17 protein-coding genes are annotated in these 18,851 nt (G+C 43.3%); 14 read left to right on the top strand and 3 right to left on the bottom strand.

The genetic code is table 11. The features are described from left to right. Positions 1-133 precede the first annotated feature (133 nt). From IP485_RS02720 to IP485_RS02680, 9 genes are all read left to right on the top strand, one after another. Positions 134-871 carry a uracil-DNA glycosylase gene (locus tag IP485_RS02720; RefSeq protein WP_198325873.1) on the top strand — a complete coding sequence of 246 codons (738 nt, stop codon included), beginning with the start codon at positions 134-136 and terminating at the stop codon, positions 869-871. Continuing rightward, positions 872-1,510 carry a tRNA adenosine(34) deaminase TadA gene (gene tadA, locus IP485_RS02715; RefSeq protein ID WP_198325872.1) on the top strand — a complete coding sequence of 213 codons (639 nt, stop codon included), beginning with the start codon at positions 872-874 and terminating at the stop codon, positions 1,508-1,510. A 122-nt stretch (positions 1,511-1,632) separates the two neighbouring features. Then, positions 1,633-2,403: a (d)CMP kinase gene (gene cmk / locus IP485_RS02710; RefSeq protein WP_198325871.1), complete on the top strand. Its 771-nt coding sequence runs from the start codon at positions 1,633-1,635 to the stop codon at positions 2,401-2,403. A gap of 268 nt (positions 2,404-2,671) precedes the next feature. Further along, positions 2,672-4,360 carry a 30S ribosomal protein S1 gene (gene rpsA, locus IP485_RS02705; RefSeq protein ID WP_194362916.1) on the top strand — a complete coding sequence of 563 codons (1,689 nt, stop codon included), beginning with the start codon at positions 2,672-2,674 and terminating at the stop codon, positions 4,358-4,360. 308 nt (positions 4,361-4,668) lie between these two features. Beyond that, positions 4,669-4,974 carry an integration host factor subunit beta gene (locus IP485_RS02700; RefSeq protein WP_194362917.1) on the top strand — a complete coding sequence of 102 codons (306 nt, stop codon included), beginning with the start codon at positions 4,669-4,671 and terminating at the stop codon, positions 4,972-4,974. A gap of 71 nt (positions 4,975-5,045) precedes the next feature. Then, the gene (locus IP485_RS02695; protein WP_197175404.1) at positions 5,046-5,453 is read left to right on the top strand and encodes a lipopolysaccharide assembly protein LapA domain-containing protein; all 408 of its coding nucleotides are present in this window, start codon (positions 5,046-5,048) and stop codon (positions 5,451-5,453) included. Between the two features lie 94 nt (positions 5,454-5,547). Next, positions 5,548-6,249 (top strand): orotidine-5'-phosphate decarboxylase, encoded by a 702-nt coding sequence (gene pyrF, locus IP485_RS02690; protein ID WP_198325870.1) that lies wholly within the window; start codon positions 5,548-5,550, stop codon positions 6,247-6,249. 225 nt (positions 6,250-6,474) lie between these two features. Next, positions 6,475-7,272, top strand: coding sequence for a metallophosphoesterase (locus IP485_RS02685; protein WP_198325869.1), 798 nt, complete (start codon positions 6,475-6,477; stop codon positions 7,270-7,272). Positions 7,273-7,504: 232 nt separating this feature from the next. Then, a complete protein-coding gene (locus IP485_RS02680; protein ID WP_198325868.1) occupies positions 7,505-8,341 on the top strand; it encodes a histidine phosphatase family protein in 837 nt (278 codons plus the stop codon). Positions 8,342-8,415: 74 nt separating this feature from the next. On the opposite strand, the gene IP485_RS02675 is transcribed toward IP485_RS02680, so the two are convergent. Next, entirely contained in the window at positions 8,416-9,558 is a 1,143-nt protein-coding gene (locus IP485_RS02675) for an FAD binding domain-containing protein (RefSeq protein WP_198325867.1), read from the bottom strand. A gap of 137 nt (positions 9,559-9,695) precedes the next feature. Then, a complete protein-coding gene (rpsT, locus tag IP485_RS02670) occupies positions 9,696-9,962 on the bottom strand; it encodes a 30S ribosomal protein S20 (protein WP_194362923.1) in 267 nt (88 codons plus the stop codon). A gap of 745 nt (positions 9,963-10,707) precedes the next feature. On the opposite strand from rpsT, the gene IP485_RS02665 reads away from it, so the two are divergent. The 5 genes from IP485_RS02665 (at position 10,708) to IP485_RS02645 (ending at position 18,337) form a co-directional block, all read left to right on the top strand. Continuing rightward, on the top strand, positions 10,708-11,409 hold the full coding sequence (locus IP485_RS02665; RefSeq protein WP_194362924.1) for an NAD-dependent epimerase/dehydratase family protein: 702 nt from the start codon (positions 10,708-10,710) through the stop codon (positions 11,407-11,409). Between the two features lie 108 nt (positions 11,410-11,517). Further along, a complete protein-coding gene (rraA, locus tag IP485_RS02660; protein WP_198325866.1) occupies positions 11,518-12,051 on the top strand; it encodes a ribonuclease E activity regulator RraA in 534 nt (177 codons plus the stop codon). A 217-nt stretch (positions 12,052-12,268) separates the two neighbouring features. Continuing rightward, positions 12,269-15,916 (top strand): transcription-repair coupling factor, encoded by a 3,648-nt coding sequence (gene mfd, locus IP485_RS02655; RefSeq protein WP_198325865.1) that lies wholly within the window; start codon positions 12,269-12,271, stop codon positions 15,914-15,916. A 196-nt stretch (positions 15,917-16,112) separates the two neighbouring features. After that, complete coding sequence (locus IP485_RS02650; protein WP_045445060.1) at positions 16,113-16,544, top strand: HIT domain-containing protein; 432 nt, start codon at positions 16,113-16,115, stop codon at positions 16,542-16,544. 371 nt (positions 16,545-16,915) lie between these two features. Then, complete coding sequence (locus tag IP485_RS02645) at positions 16,916-18,337, top strand: adenylate/guanylate cyclase domain-containing protein (protein WP_198325864.1); 1,422 nt, start codon at positions 16,916-16,918, stop codon at positions 18,335-18,337. Between the two features lie 139 nt (positions 18,338-18,476). Here the strand turns inward: IP485_RS02645 and fdx are convergent, their stop codons facing one another. Beyond that, positions 18,477-18,815: an ISC system 2Fe-2S type ferredoxin gene (gene fdx / locus IP485_RS02640; RefSeq protein ID WP_194362928.1), complete on the bottom strand. Its 339-nt coding sequence runs from the start codon at positions 18,813-18,815 to the stop codon at positions 18,477-18,479. Between the last annotated feature and the right edge of the window lie 36 nt (positions 18,816-18,851).

Below are 18,851 nucleotides of genomic sequence, written 5' to 3'. Positions count from 1 at the left end.
CATAGCTAAGGTCTCGACATTATCGTCGATTTGTGCTTAGTTTGGTGCAATTTTAGCGATCAGCAGCCCTAATATTTTAATGTTCAACAGACCCTATATATCTATTCCATAACAAATATAAAAAGGATACAACATGGAGTTTTTTGACGAACAGCCAATTAAAACTGCAGAGCAAAAGCAAGCCATTTTAGACAATGTTCGCCTACCAGACGATTGGAAGACAGCATTAGCAGATGAGTTAACCTCAGACAATATGGACAGTTTGCGTGCGTTTTTAAAAGAGGCGTACCAATCAGATGATAGTATCTATCCGCCAGCCCCGTTGATGTTCAATGCGCTTAATCTGACGCCTCTATCACAGGTCAAAGTTGTCATTTTAGGACAAGATCCTTATCATCGCCCAGGACAGGCAATGGGACTATCATTTTCTGTGCCAAAAGCCATTCCGAAGCCGCCCTCACTTAATAATGTGTTAAAAGAAATGGCAGATGATATCGGCATCAAACCGTCGGCACATGGCGATTTGACCTATTGGGCACAGCAAGGGATTCTATTACTGAACAGTTATTTGACAGTGAAAGAAGGTGAGCCAAACAGTCATCAAAATCAAGGGTGGGAACAGTTTACCGATGCAGTGATTGATGCGGTCAATGAACAGACAGAGCATACTGTATTTATACTGTGGGGCAGTAAAGCCCAAAAAAAGGGCAAATATATCGATACCGATAAGCATCTGATACTGACTGCTGTCCATCCTTCACCACTCGCTGCCAACCGCGGTGGATTTTTTGGTTCTAAGCCCTTCTCTAAAACCAATGATTATTTGGTACAGTATGGTCAAGCACCAATTGACTGGCAATTGCCACAGTAAATGCTAAATACTATGAATGTCAATTTAACACCATCTTTTTTATCAATCATTGAATTAGAGAGCATAGCGTTTGCACATCTTATATTTTGGTCAGTTAAAGATGTTAAGTGGATGAAAAATGCACTGAGACTTGCCAAACAAGGCGCTGAGCGCGGAGAGGTACCAGTAGGCGCTATATTGGTACATGATGAGCAAATCATTGGACAGGGTTTCAATGAGCCAATCGGGCGTCATGATGCCACGTCACATGCAGAGATAGTGGCACTAAGAGACGCCTGCAATCGTCTTAAGAACTATCGACTGCCATTACAGACAACACTGTATGTCACGCTAGAGCCTTGCACGATGTGTATTGGTGCGCTCATACATGCTCGTGTAGATAGGCTTGTATACGCCGCTAGTGAACCACGAGCAGGTATGGTTGGCAGTCAACTGGATTTATCCGTACAGCCTTTTTATAATCATAGTATCCAAGTTCAGAAAGGGCTGTGTAGCGAACATAGCGGCCAAATGCTAAAGGCATTTTTTCGTGAGCGTAGACGCGCTGCAAAAAAGAACAAACAAGCTGCTACTAGTGACAATACTAATCGACAAGATATCAGTCTTGGTGCTAGTGATAGCGAGGATTCTTTGCTATAATATTGCCCTGTTTGATACCTAACGTTTTAGCGTGTGATTAAGCATTTGAAATGGCAGTAAATATTGCTGCATGGCTATGAAATAACCAGTATATAAGCACCACCTACTATTGAGCGAGTATTATGACAGTCCCTGTATCCGACAGTCCAATAACTGATAACGATGATAGCCAAAAGCCGTCAGTTCGCTATCCTGTTATTTGTATCGATGGACCCAGTGGCGCAGGCAAAGGCACGGTAACTTGGCGCTTAGCACAAGCTTTAGGTTATCAGTTGCTAGACTCGGGGGCGTTGTATCGTATCGTAGGGCTTAAAGCATTCGAAGCGGGATTGATCACAGCGGATGCGAGTCAAGTTATCGATGAGATGGCCGTGTTGGACTTGACAAAAAGCCTAAAAATAGCTTTTGTACCGAACAACGAGTCAGGACGCGTGGACATTATTGTAAATGGTCAAACAGTTGGTGACCAGGTACGTAACGAGACGGTTGGTGGCTATGCATCACAGGTAGCTGTATTTCCAAAAGTTCGTCAAGCATTGTTACATCTGCAACAAGACATGGCGACCTTTTCAGGATTGGTCGCTGATGGCCGTGATATGGGAACGGTTGTGTTTCCAGACGCGGATGTGAAAGTATTTTTGACTGCTAGTGCTAGCGCACGTGCAGAGCGCCGTGTGACCCAGTTGATTCAAGCTGGCCAAACAGCAGATTTTGATGCGATTTTGACAACGATTAAAGCCCGTGACGATCGTGATGAGAACCGTAGTACGGCACCATCAAAACCCGCAGTAGATGCTCTATGGCTTGATAGCTCTATGCTAGATGCTGATGATGTTTATAAACAAATCACTCAACACTGTCAGGATAAAGGTATATTTTTTAATAACGAATAAAAACAACCTATTAAGTACTAAAAACTTGAACATAAGCTTTGATTTTAGTATAAACTAGTACAGTTAATATTTAGTATTTCACAGAGTGTAAATAGCGCTTGAGTTAAGATAGTTGTTGTTAGTGAGTTTGATAAGTGATGTGCTTATTGACAACAAACGTTTTTATATATGATTGTATGGGATATAAAACCAGTATTCTCGTTTTATACAATCATAAATTTGATCCGTACTGTGCTGGACAGGATACGGCTATACAAAGGTAGACATAATGGAATCATTTGCTGAACTATTTGAAGCGAGCATCGAAGAAACAGGTCTTGATATCGAGCGTGGCTCGGTTATCACTGGTACTGTTGTGGCCATCGATAACGACTGGATCACTGTTGATACTGGTCTGAAATCTGAAGGTATTGTCGCTCGTGAAGAGTTTTTAAGCGAAGAAGGCGAACTTGAAGTTGAAGTTGGCGATAGCGTTGATGTCGTGGTTGAAGCAGTTGATAACGGCATGGGTCAAACCTTGCTGTCACGTGAAAAAGCTAAGCGTGTTGAAACTTGGAACTTCCTTGAGAAAATTGCTGACAACGATGAAATCGTAAAAGGTATCATTTCAAGCAAAGTTAAAGGCGGTTTCACTGTAGATATCGGTTCAGTACGCGCGTTCTTACCAGGTTCATTGGTAGATGTACGTCCTATCCGTGATACGACGCATCTTGAAGGCAAAGAGCTAGAATTCAAAGTCATCAAACTTGATCAAAAACGTAACAACGTTGTTGTTAGCCGTCGTGCAGTTATGGAAGCTGAAAATTCAGCTGAGCGCGAAGAGCTGTTGAACAAGCTTGAAGAAGGCATCGAGATCGAAGGTATCGTTAAGAACCTTACTGATTACGGCGCGTTCGTTGATCTAGGTGGTATCGATGGTCTATTGCACATCACTGACATGGCATGGCGCCGTATCAAGCACCCATCTGAAGTAGTTGAAGTTGGTCAAGATCTTAAAGTTAAAGTATTGAAGTTTGACCGTGAGCGCAATCGCGTTAGCCTAGGTCTAAAACAACTTGGTACTGATCCTTGGGATAACGTTGGCGGCACATACCCAGTGGGTAGCGTTGTTAAAGCACGCGTAACCAACTTGACTGATTATGGTTGTTTTGCTGAGATCTCTGAAGGTATCGAAGGTCTAGTACACGTGTCAGAGATGGATCATACCAACAAAAACATCCACCCATCTAAAGTAGTTCAAGTTGGCGATGAAGTTGAAGTAATGATTCTTGATATCGATGAAGAACGTCGTCGTATCAGCCTAGGTATCAAACAAACTCTTGCTAACCCATGGGATGAGTTTGATAAGAAACATGAGCGCGGTGATAAAATCACTGGTACTATCAAATCAATCACTGACTTCGGTATCTTTATCGGTCTAGACGGTGGTATTGATGGTCTTGTTCATCTGTCTGACATCTCTTGGAACGAAACTGGCGAAGATGCTATCCGTAACTACAACAAAGGCGACACCGTTGAAGCAATGGTATTGTCTGTAGATGCAGAAGCTAACCGTATCAGCCTAGGCGTGAAGCAGTTAAGCTCTGATCCATTCAACGAATACCTAGTCAACAATGACCGTGGTGCTATCGTTACTGGTAAAGTAAAAGAAGTAGATGCTAAAGGCGCTACTATTGAGCTTGCTGACGAAGTTGAAGCATACTTACGTGCCTCTGAGATCCAACGTGACCGCGTTGAAGATGCAACTAAGCATCTGACTGTTGGTGATGACGTTGAAGCTAAAATCATCAGCGTTGATCGTAAAACACGCAGCATCAACTTGTCTATCAAATCGAAAGACGAAGCTGAAGAGCGTCAAGCAATCAAAGAACTAAGCAGCACTAGTACTACTGCCGCTGCCGGTTCTGAAGCTCAACCAAAAACTATTGGTGACTTGATCAAAGAACAAATGCAGTAAGCATTAAGTTATTGATATACAAGTAATAAAAAAAAGCGACTTCGGTCGCTTTTTTTTATTACTGAATTTTGATAATGATATTGATCAGGGATGTTTTTGCCAAAATTGGCAAACTCTTATTCCTATTTACCCCAATATCCGCTATCATTTGCAACATTGAGTAACAAGATGTGAGTCACTATGTATTTGCAGTTTTAGCGTAATGCAAATAAATACATAGTGTTGAAAATGGCCCTCGGTATTGGCTGTTAAAATAGGGCTCTGATTCATCATCAGTTTATCCATCAATCTACAAGGCAAGTGTAATAATGCAGCAAACGATCAACAAATCCGAATTTATTAGTAATTTAAGTGCGAACTGTGACAGTATGGCCGATACGGTTGTCGATGATGCAGTGCGTGAAATATTGAATTTGATGACTCATACTTTGGCCAATGATGGCAGAGTTGAAGTTCGTGGGTTTGGCAGTTTTTGTCTACATCATCGCCGTGCTCGTCTGGGTCGTAATCCTAAGACAGGTGAAAGCGTACCAGTACCTGCCAAAGCCATTCCGCATTTTAAGCCAGGCAAAGCGTTGCGTGAAGCCGTCAATGATACTGTTGCCAATATTTAATATTATTGACAGCTAATGTCATTGTACGTGATGATCCTAATATTATGACTTCAAACTAAGGTAACTGTCTCATGCGCTTTTTACTATTTGTACTGCTATTTCTGAGCTTTGCTTATTCGCTGGGTTTAGTATTGGCAAACAATACCGAGGTTGGAGTCAATCTCATATTTTCGCAAGCACCTACTATGAATTTGGGGCTGCTGCTGATTTTATGTCTGATACTCGGTATCGTGATTGGTATTCTAATGGCGCTACTTATCTTTCGAGTATTACAGAATAAATGGGAAATCTCGCGTTTGCAAAAAGCGAATACGAATCTGCAAGAGCAGCTCACTCAGGCCAATACAGTCATCGATCGCCAGGCAAGTGCTCCGACGGTAGAAGAGGCTGTCTATGGTGCAACGGCTACCAACGTGCAAGACAGTACAGATACTCACTTAAATGAAGGCGGTACGCTGTCTAAGCGTAAGCGAGATTAGTAACCAGACGTCGTGATGTCGCTACGCTCATCTATGCTTATCCACGCTTGAAAATACGCGACTTCATTCACTTTGATACAAATATGGCAAAACCATGAACAATATAATACATTCTCCAGTCATCGTCGCTTTAGATAATATGACTTTGGACGCCTCTTTAGCACTAGCTGACCAATTAGACCCAAAAGCATGCCGATTAAAGGTGGGTAAAGAGCTTTTTACACGCTGTGGCCCTGATATTGTAAAGGCGCTACATCAACGTAACTTTGATGTATTTTTGGACTTGAAATTTCATGATATTCCCAATACTACCGCACAAGCGGTATTAGCGGCGGCTGAGCTTGGTGTGTGGATGGTGAATGTCCACGCAAGTGCTGGTTTAGAGGCCATGTCTCTAGCAAAGCAGCGTTTGCTAGATAATGATTTTGATACGTTATTGATTGCAGTCACGGTGCTGACCTCGATGGACACTCAAGCGTTGATGCAAACGGGCATTACTGATGGTCTGGATGCGCACGTGAGTAGACTGGCACAGTTGACCAAGCAAGCCGGTTTAGATGGTGTGGTATGCTCGGCTCAGGAAGCAAAGGCACTCAAAGCCCTGTGTGGTCAAGATTTCAAACTGGTGACGCCTGGCATTAGATTGGCAGACGACAGTGCTGATGATCAGAAGCGAATCTGTACACCAAGTCAGGCGCTAAAGGATGGCTCCGACTATCTGGTCATTGGTCGTTCTATTACTCAGGCTATAGATCCTGCTGCCAAACTACAGATGATACTTCAAAGTATACAATGAGTTATGGGCTCGAGGCATAGACAGTAAAAAGACAGCTTATATGGCTGTCTTTTTACTTTTTGGCAGTAGATAAAAAGGTGCTACACTATTTAAATTTATGCTGTTGCCACGATAAAAACATAATTGGCTCTAATGGGATACGCTTAGCTTGCCAGATAAAAGCAGTACATATGCTTGTTTTTATTAAAATTTCAGTAATGATATGATTGAACGGTACGAGATGATATGAAATTACAGATACTCAGTGACTTACACATTGATAGCTATGCACGTCAGTTGCATCCTATTGGACATATTCCTAAAACGGATGCAGATGTAGTCCTAGTAGCGGGTGATACGGCAAACAGTGATAAAGGTATGCCATGGCTACAAGAGCAAGCAGCACGTCTACAAGTGCCAGTGATTACGGTTGCAGGCAACCACGAGTATTTTGATGAAGATGTATTGAACTTTGATCAAAAGTTGAAAACATGGGACAACTATAACACTGCGTCTAATCAAGGCGTTCGCGTATTACAGTGTCAGCATATTGATATCGGTGACGTTCGCATTTTGGGCTGTACGCTTTGGACAGATTATCAATATCATGCCAATGAAGACACGATGGCTGCTGCTCGGCAGTTTATGCGTGATTATAAACAAATCTATGCTGGTAACGAGCTATTTTCACCTGAGGTTTCTATGCAGATCCATGCAACGCATCGTAAGTGGCTACAGCAAGCATTGATAACAGCTAAAGAGTTGGGCAAAAAGACCATAGTAATGAGCCATCATAGTGTCAGTGCACTCTCTGTGTCCGAAAAGTATGCCAATCTACCAAGTAACGCCGCTTTCGTCAGTGATTTGTCTGAATGGATGAATGAAGACTGGGCGCCTACATTATGGGTACATGGGCACACACATGAGGCATTTGATTACCGTATTGGTCATACTCGGGTCATTGTCAATCCGCGAGCATATCCCAACGAGGTGAGCAGTACAGCATTGGAGTTTGCATGGGATAGAGTCGTAGATATTGGCTAGTACGCACTTCTATGGGTATAAAGCAGTTTATGTACTAAAGGTTGAGGTATATGTCTCTTTCACAACAACAATCAAAAGTACGCACTGCTAATACCACGATCGAAAAATAAAATTTGCCGCAATCTGTCTGGCGAGAAATGGTCTTGCAAATCATAGACAGTATTCACAATATATATTGCAACTGAATTTGTATGGTGTTCATTCCTGACAAAAAATCTGCTAGGCTTGCATCATGAGTAAATATCTTAGCAACATCCCGCCCCAAAGCGCAACTGACAAGCTTGCCAGTCACACGCCAAGCGCGCCTGCACCCTCACACCTGCCAGATAGTATGATTCCATCCGTCAGTCTATTGCCAGAAAATAAGCGTCTGATTTTATTTACGAGACACTCTTTACGTGAGCGCTCTGATGGCAACGGCTTTGCCAGTTATCAGCTGCCACTGACCCCCAAAGGTCGAATATTGGCAAAGTCTTGGGGGCGTTGGTTGGCAGGTCATCTCCCATACTCACTCGATGTCGATAGCATTTCAAGCCCAATTGGACGCTGTCTTGATACGGCCTATCTGATGCAGGAAGGGGCAGGGCTACGACGAGACATTACACATCAATCACTACTGGTTGAACCTGGTAGCCTCGTCACTGAGCCTGAAATAGCCAATCCAATATTTAAAGAGATTGGCGTATTGAACTTCATCAATCGATTTTTGCAAGGCAATCTTGAAGGCACCAAAAATGCCTATCAAGGTGGCCTCGATATTCTGTCGCTTTTTTATCAGAATCAGCCGCAGTCAGGTCACTTAATGCTCGCGGTCAGTCACGATACCTTACTCTCTGCATTTTTGGCAGTGATGTTTGATGTGATTGAAATTGACTGGAATGATTGGCCAAAGATGATGGAGGGCGTGTTCTTGTGGTTTGATGATAAGCCATTCGCGCAGAGCAGTGCACATTTCATTTGGCGTGGTAAGGTCTACACTCGTCCCATTAGCTCCCTCTTAGAGGACTACCAAGCAGCAGGCCATCACCCAAGCAAGTTGCTACTGCCGCCAAAGGTGAAATGGGACTGATTGCTAAGATATTTTATGGCCATTATGCAAACGTCTAACCCAATCTTTTCAACAACGTAAAATGATTCTGTCTTCTAGCCTTCTGTTCGGTTTTTGCCATAAGAAAACTGAGAGCGATCACCTGCGCTGCGACCCTGTTGCCATAACTGCATGCCGTATGATATCTGATGGCTCTCCCATGCTTGTAAGGCATTAGGAACATCATGATTATGGTCAACGAGTGCTTGTACCAGTGACATAGCATTCGCTGCTGCTTTTGCCGTACCCGCTGCTGTATGAGGCCGAGGAATGAAAGCGGCATCTCCTATCAGGGCTATGCTATCGAAAACCATCTGAGGCACTGCCAAATCCAAAATAGACTGTACAAAAGGCTCTTTAGTTGTGGCGACTAATTTTTTAAAGGGCTCAGCGAGGACACGTTCTGCGTAGTCTCGCATGGCTTGTTCTACAGCAGGGGACATCATGCCTGGTGGAACAGAGTGTGTTCTATGTTTGCCGTTTTTATCCGTAAGTAGATGAGCAAGTTCCATTTTCTCATCGTAATTAACGTACCAAACCCAGTTGAATCGGCGTTTTCCTGAAACCAGCGACTCGTTTTCGCCGGGAATGACGTAGGCCAAAATATGCGAGTTTGGAAAGTCATAAAACACGAACCGTTCAGTAAATATTTCGGCTGCTTCTACTGGTAATTCAGCTTCTTCTATCAAACCTCTGTAGGCTACATAACCTGCATACTGAGGCTGATAAGTAGGGAGAAGCTGCTGGCGCACGGTTGAATTTGGTCCATCAGCGCCAATCAATAAGTCTCCAGTTTCACAAGTACCATCGGTGAAAGTAGCGGTGACTTTGGCACCTTTTGATTCTACTTGTGCTAATACTTTTCCTTGATGATAACGCTCATCTGGAAAGTGTCTTCGCATCGAGCGATAAAGGATGTTCCAAGAGGTAAGCGTCTGACGCATGGCCATTCTTTCAATTTGGCCATTTTTTTGCAGGTAATAGCGTTCAAGGGCATCGACGCCTAGTTTGTCTGTCGCAATACCTGCTCTTTTTAGCGCCATTACCACATCAGGTTGTAAGACAATACCACCACCTCTACTGTCTAAATCATGAGTAGAGCGCTCGTAAATATCTACTTGCCAGCCAATAGAGCGTAGTAGTGTGCCCGAAAAAAGCCCAGCTAACGAACCACCGATCACGATTGCGCGCTTATTCATCGATTCCACTGAGCATCTTCCAATTATTGACATACCGATAATATAGCATAAAAAAACCTTGCCCCAGTATTAGAACCAGTAGCAAGGTTTTAGTCATCACGCTATCAAAGCGAGATGCGGTCTAAACAGTACAAATCTTAAGCTTGTAGGCCTTTGATTGTTTTGTTTAGGCGGCTCTTACGACGAGCAGCTTTATTCTTATGAATAATACCTTTGTCAGCCATACGATCAATAACTGGTACCGCTTTTTTGTAAGCTTCGGTAGCCGCGTCATAATCTTTAGCTGCGATAGCCGCATCAACACGTTTTAAGTAAGTACGAACCATAGAGCGTTGTGACGCAGAGTTCTGACGACGTTTGGTGTTTTGACGGGCGCGTTTACGAGCTTGTGCAGTATTAGCCACGCGTATCTCCTTGATAAAGACAGATAAAAATATGAATGTTGATTGCAATAATGGGTTTAACAATCATCGGTGACGAGCAGCCTCTCGTCAAACATGATGTCGATGTCTGATATTAAAGTATCTAATACGAATAGACCATCGCAAGCGCCAGAACTGTTTGGAATAATTAAACAGCGTTGACGTGTAAAGCCGGTTATCTTATCAAATTATTGAGCTAAGGACAATATATTTGATGATTAATGCCCAAAGAAGTTTTTTAGGGTCTGTTTAATATGCAAACGTGGTGCTGGCAGTGACGATTTTTTAGACAATATGCAGTGAAATTTTTGATGCCTAGTCATTCTAGGTTAAATAATTTCGCCATGTATTGGCAAAAACATGTAGTGGTAAAAAAGAGTATTGCCCTGAAAGGCTGATGCTAAAATCATCCCAAACGTTGTTGAAAACCTAGCTAAGGTCTCGACATTATCGCCAGTTTTTGCCTAGTTTGGTACAATTTTATCGATCAGCAGCCCTAATGTTTGAATATCAAACAGACCCTAACAGAATAAAAATACAGTCTAGGCAAGTTTACGAACCGTTCTCACATTCATGATAGTGGTAAACTGATAAAATCTCTTACAATAAATCTCACATAATCCGGTCGGTTACCTGCGAATTTAGGTATGATACGGTAGCGATAGACCTTGATATAGGTATTTTTTCATCAATATAGATCATCTAACGTCATATAAATGGATAGGGTATGCAGCGAAAAGCAATTGTGATTGGCGCAACAGGACTGGTAGGGCAACACTTGGTAAAACAGCTGAGTGAGCTCTATGATACATTGATTGTGATCGCTCGGCGTCCGCCACGCTATATCAATGCTAGCATGCGTTTTTATCAGGTCAATGACTTCGATAATCTCTCAGAAGTGTTTGCAAGTGTGGGCGCGGATCGAACGACAGATGCTTTTAGCTGTCTTGGGACCACCAAAAAACAAGCGGGTAGCGATGAGACTTTTCGAAAAATAGACCATGATTATAATGTGAACTTTGCCAAGCTCTGCCGCGATAAAGGCGTAGAGAACTTTTTCTTGCTCTCCTCTATGAATGCTGACATCGACAGTCGCTTTTTATACAATCGGGTCAAGGCTGAGACTGAGCAGTCCATTATGTCATTAGGTTTTGGAAAGCTAGTGGTTTTTAGACCATCATTGTTGTTAGGTAAGCATAAGGGTCGCCCGCTTGAAAGCCTCGGCCAAAAAGCATTTAAGCTGATATCGCCTTTGGTCTCAGAGTCACTGTCGTTGCATCCCATTTCTGCAAAGCGCGTGGCTAGTGCCATGGCTATGAGCGCCCATGAGATTTATCATCGGAGCAAATATCGTACTGAACCCCAAGCCATACATACCAATGTCATTGAAAATAAGCAGATGCTAGCGATGACTCGCGTCAAAAAATAAAGAATGACATCTCAAGCGTTTTCATTAGCATGGGTTTTTTATCAACAGGCGATTTTTACTAATAAGCAGCGTAGCTAACCAAATCACCAACAACAAGGAGTAAAACCAATGCCAGAATCGATAAAGATGGATAGAGACACTTTTGTGACGTGTGATTTGTTAGATGCAAATCCAGAGTCGCAGGTATGTTTGCCAAATATTGAAGGCAAGTCGTTTCGTCAGTTTGGTGCAAAAAATAAATTTTGCGGTGAAATTGTGACGGTCAAATGTTTCGAGGACAATAGCCGTGTTAAGGCATTGCTGAATAGTGATGGTAAAGATAAAGACGGCAATGGTAAAGTGTTGGTTGTGGATGGTGGCGGCTCTATGCGCTGTGCATTGCTAGGCGACATGATTGCAGAATCAGCAATCGATAATGGTTGGGCGGGCGTGGTTATATATGGTTGTGTCCGTGATGTTGATGACTTAGCACAGATGGATATCGGCGTCATGGCGCTAGGCTGTATCCCGCGTAAGTCAAATCGCCGTGATGAAGGGCAAACAGATATCGAAATCAGTTTTGGTGACCTAACCTTAAACTCTGGTATGTTTGTTTACGCAGACAATAACGGTATTATCGCTAGTGTCAGCCCGCTCATCTAAACTTGGTTTTATGGGTACGAATAAAAAGCCTCAGCTTATAAGCTGAGGCTTTTTTGTGCGGCTATAACGGTCAGCGCTTAATGGTTTCACGTAGAGCGTGTTGCCTCTTTTATGATAAATGAGCTTGCAGGTGACAAACCGTTACGGCATAAGTTTTGGTAATTGCTGAAATATTCGTATAATAGCTTTCTGACTTTTAACTTTGATCCGACTCTCTATGCCTATCACTGCTTTAACTGACGCCTTTGACCCTATTAATCAGCAACTGTTTCCTATCCAAAACGCCGAGCGGCGTTGGCTGGCACCTGTGCACGGTGCGGTCAGTAGCTTGTGGCTGGCAAGCTTGGTTCAGGCATCTAGATGGGATATTGCCGATCGACTAAAGGTGGTTGTGGCACGTGACCAAAACCAGCTCAATCAGATAGAGACAGAGTTGGCGTTTTGCGGGGTCGATGCTTATGTGTTCCCTGACTGGGAGACATTGACCTATGATGAGCTTTCTCCGCATCAGGATATCGTCAGTGAGCGTATTAATCTGCTGACAGATATACCAAGCTCAGGTGTCCTGCTCATCTCAATACAAGCGCTGATGCATCGTGTGGCGCCGCCAAGTTGGTTAATTGGGCAGCATTTTGATCTGAGTGTGGGTGACTTGTTCGATATCAGTACTCAGCGTGGGTTACTAGCAAAAGCAGGCTACCGTGCGGTTGATAACGTCTTTGAACCAGGTGAATTTGCGGTACGTGGCAGCATCATTGATATTTTTGCCATGGGTCAGCCATTTCCGCTGCGCTTGGATCTGTTCGATGATGAGATCGAGACGATTCGTTTTTTTCATCCACAAACGCAGCGTACGTTAACCAACGATGATCTCAAAGCACTGATGTCTGGTAACGACACCAGTATGGCAAAAGAGTCACTATCGCTATTGCATAAACTGCCCGATATCTCAAAACCGATTGAACAATTTCAAATATTACCCGCTAAGGAGTTTCCGCTCGATGAAGGGCGCGAAACGTTCCGTATGAATTTTGCCGCGATGTTTCCGAATGCCAGTAGCCGTAAATTTGAATTACACAAAGACGTAATGGCAGGCATAGCCAGTAGCGGGCTTGAATACTATCAGCCGTTATTTTTTAATCTAAAAGACTGGGAGTCCGAGAGTAGTTTATTTTCCTACTTGCCTAGTGATGCGCTATTTATCACTGATGAATTGATCAATGAAAAGCAGGCTGAATATTGGTCACAGATCCAGCGTCGCTACGAAGAGCGGCGTCATGACATAGACAAACCCATTGTGGCACCTGAATTGCTGTACCTGCTGTCCAATGCACTGAATGAACAGCTGAACCAATATCCACGAGTGATACTGAGTGCGCGTGATGAGCTTGCGATAGATAAGCAGCAGGGTTCGGTCGCACTGAGTGCACAAGAACCACCGCAATTGGCAGTGAATCATCAAAAATCTGAACCGCTAACTGAATTGTTAGAGTTTCTAGAGATACAAGCGCAAACGGCCACGCCTGTATTGATTGTTGCTGAAACGGCAGGACGCCGCGAGATTCTTATTGAGCTGTTTAAAGGTAAGATTGATATTACCGCTTATGACAGCTTTGAGGCGTTTCTACTAGCAGATAAAACAAGCACTACTCTTACCAATCATTTACCTAAAGTAGGTCTGACGGTAGCACCTATCGAGCGCGGCGTTTATGTGCCTGAGCGTTTGGTATTGATCAGTGAGACACAGCTATTCGGTCGTCAAGTCCTGCAAACGCGCCGTCGCCGTCAAAGCGGTGTGTCAGAAGAGTTTTTGGTCAAAAGTGTCACCGAGATAACAGATGGTAGTCCGGTCGTCCATATCGAGCATGGCATTGGTCGTTATAATGGTCTGATTACGCTGGATGTCGGTGATGGTGAGCAAGAGTTTATTCATCTAAAGTATTCTGACGATGCCAGTATCTATGTGCCAGTGGCCAATCTACAGATGATCAGTCGCTATAGTGGCGGTGACCCAGCATTAGCACCACTGCACAAAATCGGTAGCGGTAAATGGGACAGAGCCAAACAAAAAGCGCTTGAGCAAATTCATGATGTGGCAGCAGAACTGCTAAATATGCAGGCAAGACGTGAGGCCAAAGTAGGCATTCATTTTAAAATAGATCCCTCACAGTACGAGCTGTTCTCTAGTCAGTTTGCCTTTGAAGAAACCCCCGATCAGGCCAATGCCATCCATGCAGTGATGGAGGACATGAGACAAAATCAACCCATGGATCGTCTCATTTGCGGGGATGTCGGCTTTGGTAAGACTGAAGTGGCCATGCGAGCGGCTTTTATTGCGGTTAGTGCTGGCTATCAGGTCGCTGTATTGGTGCCGACGACGCTGCTCGCAGGTCAGCACGAAGACAACTTCCGTGATCGTTTTGCTGATTGGCCAGTACGTATCGAAAGTCTGTCGCGCTTTGGTGGCAAAAAACACCAGGAAACAGTCTTGGCTGATTTGGCTGCTGGTAAAGTAGATATCGTGATTGGCACTCATAAACTGCTACAACCCGATGTGAAATTCTCGAATTTAGGATTGATGATCGTCGATGAAGAGCATCGCTTCGGCGTGCGTCATAAGGAGCGTATCAAAGCCATTCAAACGGATGTGGATAGCATGTCTATGACGGCAACCCCAATCCCTAGAACGCTGAATATGGCGCTCTCAGGCATGCGTGATATGTCAATCATCGCCACGCCACCTGCCCGACGTCTTGCCATTAAAACTTTTGTGATGCAAAAAACAGAAGCTCTGATGAAAGAGGCGATCTTGCGCGAGCTATTGCGCGGCGGGCAGGTCTATCTATTGCACAATGATGTTGCGAGTATCGAGCGTATGGCAGAGACCATCCGTGAGCTTGTACCTGAGGCGCGAGTAGGCGTGGCACACGGGCAAATGCAAGAGCGCCAACTCGAACAAGTCATGCAGCAGTTTTATCATAAAAAATTCAACGTGCTCATCTGTTCTACTATCATCGAAACAGGGATTGATGTGCCCAATGCCAATACTATCATTATTGAGCGCGCGGATAAGTTCGGTCTGGCGCAGTTGCATCAGCTACGTGGCCGAGTCGGACGTAGCCATCATCAGGCCTACTGCTATCTGTTAGTGCCTTCTATCAAAGGGCTTAAAGGAGATGCCAAGCGCCGGTTACATGCGATTGAACGTGCCAATACGTTGGGTGCAGGGTTTATGCTGGCAAGTGAGGATTTAGAGATTCGCGGTGCAGGCGAGATATTAGGTAAACAGCAAAGTGGTAATATGCAGGCTATTGGCTTTAGCTTGTACATGGATATGCTTGAGCGTGCGACTAAGGCCATCAAAGCGGGCAAAGAGCCTGATTTGAACACACCGCTATCGCTGACCAGTGAAATCAATCTACACAGCTCTGCACTCATACCAGAAGAGTACTTACATGATGTGCATCAGCGTTTATTGTTTTATAAGCGTATTAGCAATACAGATGACAAAGAATCATTGACTGACATTCGCACGGAAATGATAGACCGTTTTGGTACACTGCCAGATCAAACCAAACAGCTCTTTGCTATTCACGGATTGCGCTTGCAAGCGGAGCCATTAAAGATCAATAAAATTGATGCCAATGGTAGTAGTATGACGCTTGAGTTTGCACCAGATACACCGGTCGACGCCTTAGCTATTATTAAACTGATACAGTCGAATGGGCAGCATTATCGTATGAATGGCGCATCTGGTATTCGTTATCAAAATGCTGATAAACTGGCAACGCCGCAAAAGCGAGTGACCGTTATCCAAGAGCTGCTGCGCTATTTTAGCGAGCATATGGTGACAGAGTCCGCTTAATCTAATAAACGCTGAGTGTCGAGCAAAGAAGGGCATGAGATAAGTGACGTGTGTTATGCCAGTGAGGTAAGTTGTCATACAATCTGTCATGGCGCTATTTTATCAACCAGATAACTGATAAAATAGCCAAACTGCGTTTTACCCTTTTATATTTTATGTGTTTTTATTTGCATTAAACAACAAGAGAACCGTCATTATGTTCCAACTTCATCATAAACTTGCTGCTGATAGTTTTTTAGTAGGGGACTTCCCACTGTCTACTTGTCGTTTAATCAATGACTGCCAATTTCCTTGGTTAATATTAGTGCCGCGCGTATCAGGTATCAAAGAGCTGTATGAGTTATCTGAAGCTGACCAAACACAGTTTTTACGTGAGTCAAGCTGGCTATCGAGTCAGCTGGCCAAAACTTTTCAAGCAGATAAAATGAATGTAGCAGCCCTTGGTAATCAAGTACCCCAGCTTCATTTTCATCATATCGTTCGCTATCAGAATGACATGCAATGGCCTAACCCAGTGTGGGGTGTTCCTGCTATCCCTTATACTAAAGAGGTGCTAGCACAGATGCAGCAAACGTTAATGATGGCGCTACGTGGTCATCATCAAATGCCTTTTGATTGGCAAATGTAGTCAGATAGTAAGAATGAGGCTTTTAGGTTTCATTCTCATAATATGAGAGATGGCCAATTTTCGTAAGCCAAAACTCACATATATAGCTGCTGCGTATAGAACAGATAAGAGAAGCCAGATACCGTATGGTATCTGGTTTTTTTATTGGGTTTTACTTGAGGTAAAGCCCATAGTGACTTATTAAGCCATAACATTGGACAAAGGGCGTTTTTTTGAGCACCAATGGTCTAGGTTTCATCTGTTTTAAAAAGTATAATATATTATTAGATATATCTTATAATGATTTGTCATAAGCGAAAATCATGTAGCTATGTTACTCTCAAGTACTATCATCTCATCGATAGTCTATCTAGTTTAAGTGAATACTCCCTATGCCCTTACCAGAGACATTAAAGCTAAAAATGTTGTCAAAGGGTAACGGTATCTGCCAATTTGACTATCCAGAAGTTTTCGTTTTAATACTCACCGTTATATTACTCACGTTTCATTATGGGTTTCGTCCGACATCGATGGCATTATCGATTATCATTATTCTACCCAGCTTAATGATTTTTATTTATAACTATCGACGCAAAACCAGTTTTTGGACGTCCAATATTGTCATTATTTTACTGGCAGTAGTGATTGGTGCGATACAGTTCTGCATGGTTATATCGCTCAGTCTAGCGTCTTTAATCGCTATGCGAATCATCCTAAACAAGCCTGAAAACCATTTAAGACTATTTACCGTCGCTTTAGTGACCGCTATTGTCTTCTATTATGTCAGTAATATTTTGGATGCTGGTGGTATGGATTGCAATGACAGCTGGTTGCCACCTGTTATATTGCTGGCAAGCATGGCGGTTATTCTCTGTCAATTTCGACGAACTCATAAAAAGCACACTGACTATAAAGAAAGTGCTTATCAGGCAGGCGGGCGTTTGAGTACGATGGTCTCAGTCATCAATAAACTGACGCGCTTTGTACCACCCCAGGTTTGGGAACCTATTGTCAGAGCGGATATGCCAGTTACTGTCTCTAATAAGCGTGCAAAGCTGACCATTATGTTCTCGGATATTGTGGGTTTTACGGAACTATCTGACAGCCTGAGTGCGGATAACTTGGCCGATATCTTAAACACTTATATGCACTGTATGACTATGATTGCTGACAAACATGGCGCGGTTTTGGATAAATTCATTGGGGATGGCATGGTGTGTTTTTTTGGCGAACCTGATAGCCGCGGTTCGCGTCAAGATGCACTAGATTGTGTGGCGATGGCGATAGACATGCGCCGCGAAATGCGAACCTTACGTCAAAAGTGGCGGCTAATGGGCTTTGAGGGTTTGTATATACGTATCGGTATTACCACTGGCTACTGCCATGTGGGTAATTTTGGTAGTAACAATCGACTCAGTTATACACTGATTGGTAAAGAGGCCAATTTGGCTTCTAGGCTCCAATCATGCGGCGGCAAAGATGAGATATTGATCAATGAAAGCACTTATGATTATGTTTGTCATAACTATGAATGTCAGTACATTGCGGCACTTGAGTTGAAGGGCTTTGATGATAAGGTCAACGCATGGCAAGTGTTAGACCCTGATAGTCATGGAGGCTATCTCTCTAAATGGGTAGATCATACACTACCTGGATTTAACCTACATCTAAATTTCAAAGATATGAAAGATGAGGATTATCAAGATATCAGGTCACGCCTAAATGTCGCGCTTGAACGGGTTGAGAAAGAGGAAGAAAAAGTGGCTGCAAGCATCGCAGCAGAAAGCAAACGTCATAAAACTGGCCAGAGATAACCATTCAGCGGATAATAATAGCAAGTATGGCCGTGGTTGTCATGACTGACAGCTCGAATGATGATACAAAAAACGACCCGTTATTAATATTTAATAACGGGTCGTTTTTTTGTATACAAGTGAAGCATGCTAAGCGTATTTAGTGATTTTCTTTTGCATGATTGAGTGTGTATTTAGGCACTTCAATAATCAAATCTTCGTCATCGAGCATCACCTGACAAGACAGGCGTGAGTCAGGTTCTAACCCCCAAGCGCGATCAAGCAAATCTGCTTCGATGTCATCCATTTCATCTAGACTATTGAAGCCTTTGCGTACCACCACGTGACAAGTGGTACATGCTTTTGACATCTCACACGCATGCTCGATTTTGATGCCTTTTTCTAATAATGCTTTACACAAGTTTTCGCCAGCTTTTAGCTCAACTTCTGCACCCTCAGGGCAAATTTCGTGATGAGGTAGTACGGTAACCTTTGGCATAAATTATCTGTCCAATGCTAATCAATTTAATATAAA

It is taken from the genome of Psychrobacter sp. NG27 (assembly GCF_016106655.1).
Lineage (GTDB): Bacteria > Pseudomonadota > Gammaproteobacteria > Pseudomonadales > Moraxellaceae > Psychrobacter.
The sequence above is the reverse complement of the archived record's forward strand: the minus strand, read 5'-3'. Positions and strand labels throughout refer to the sequence as shown.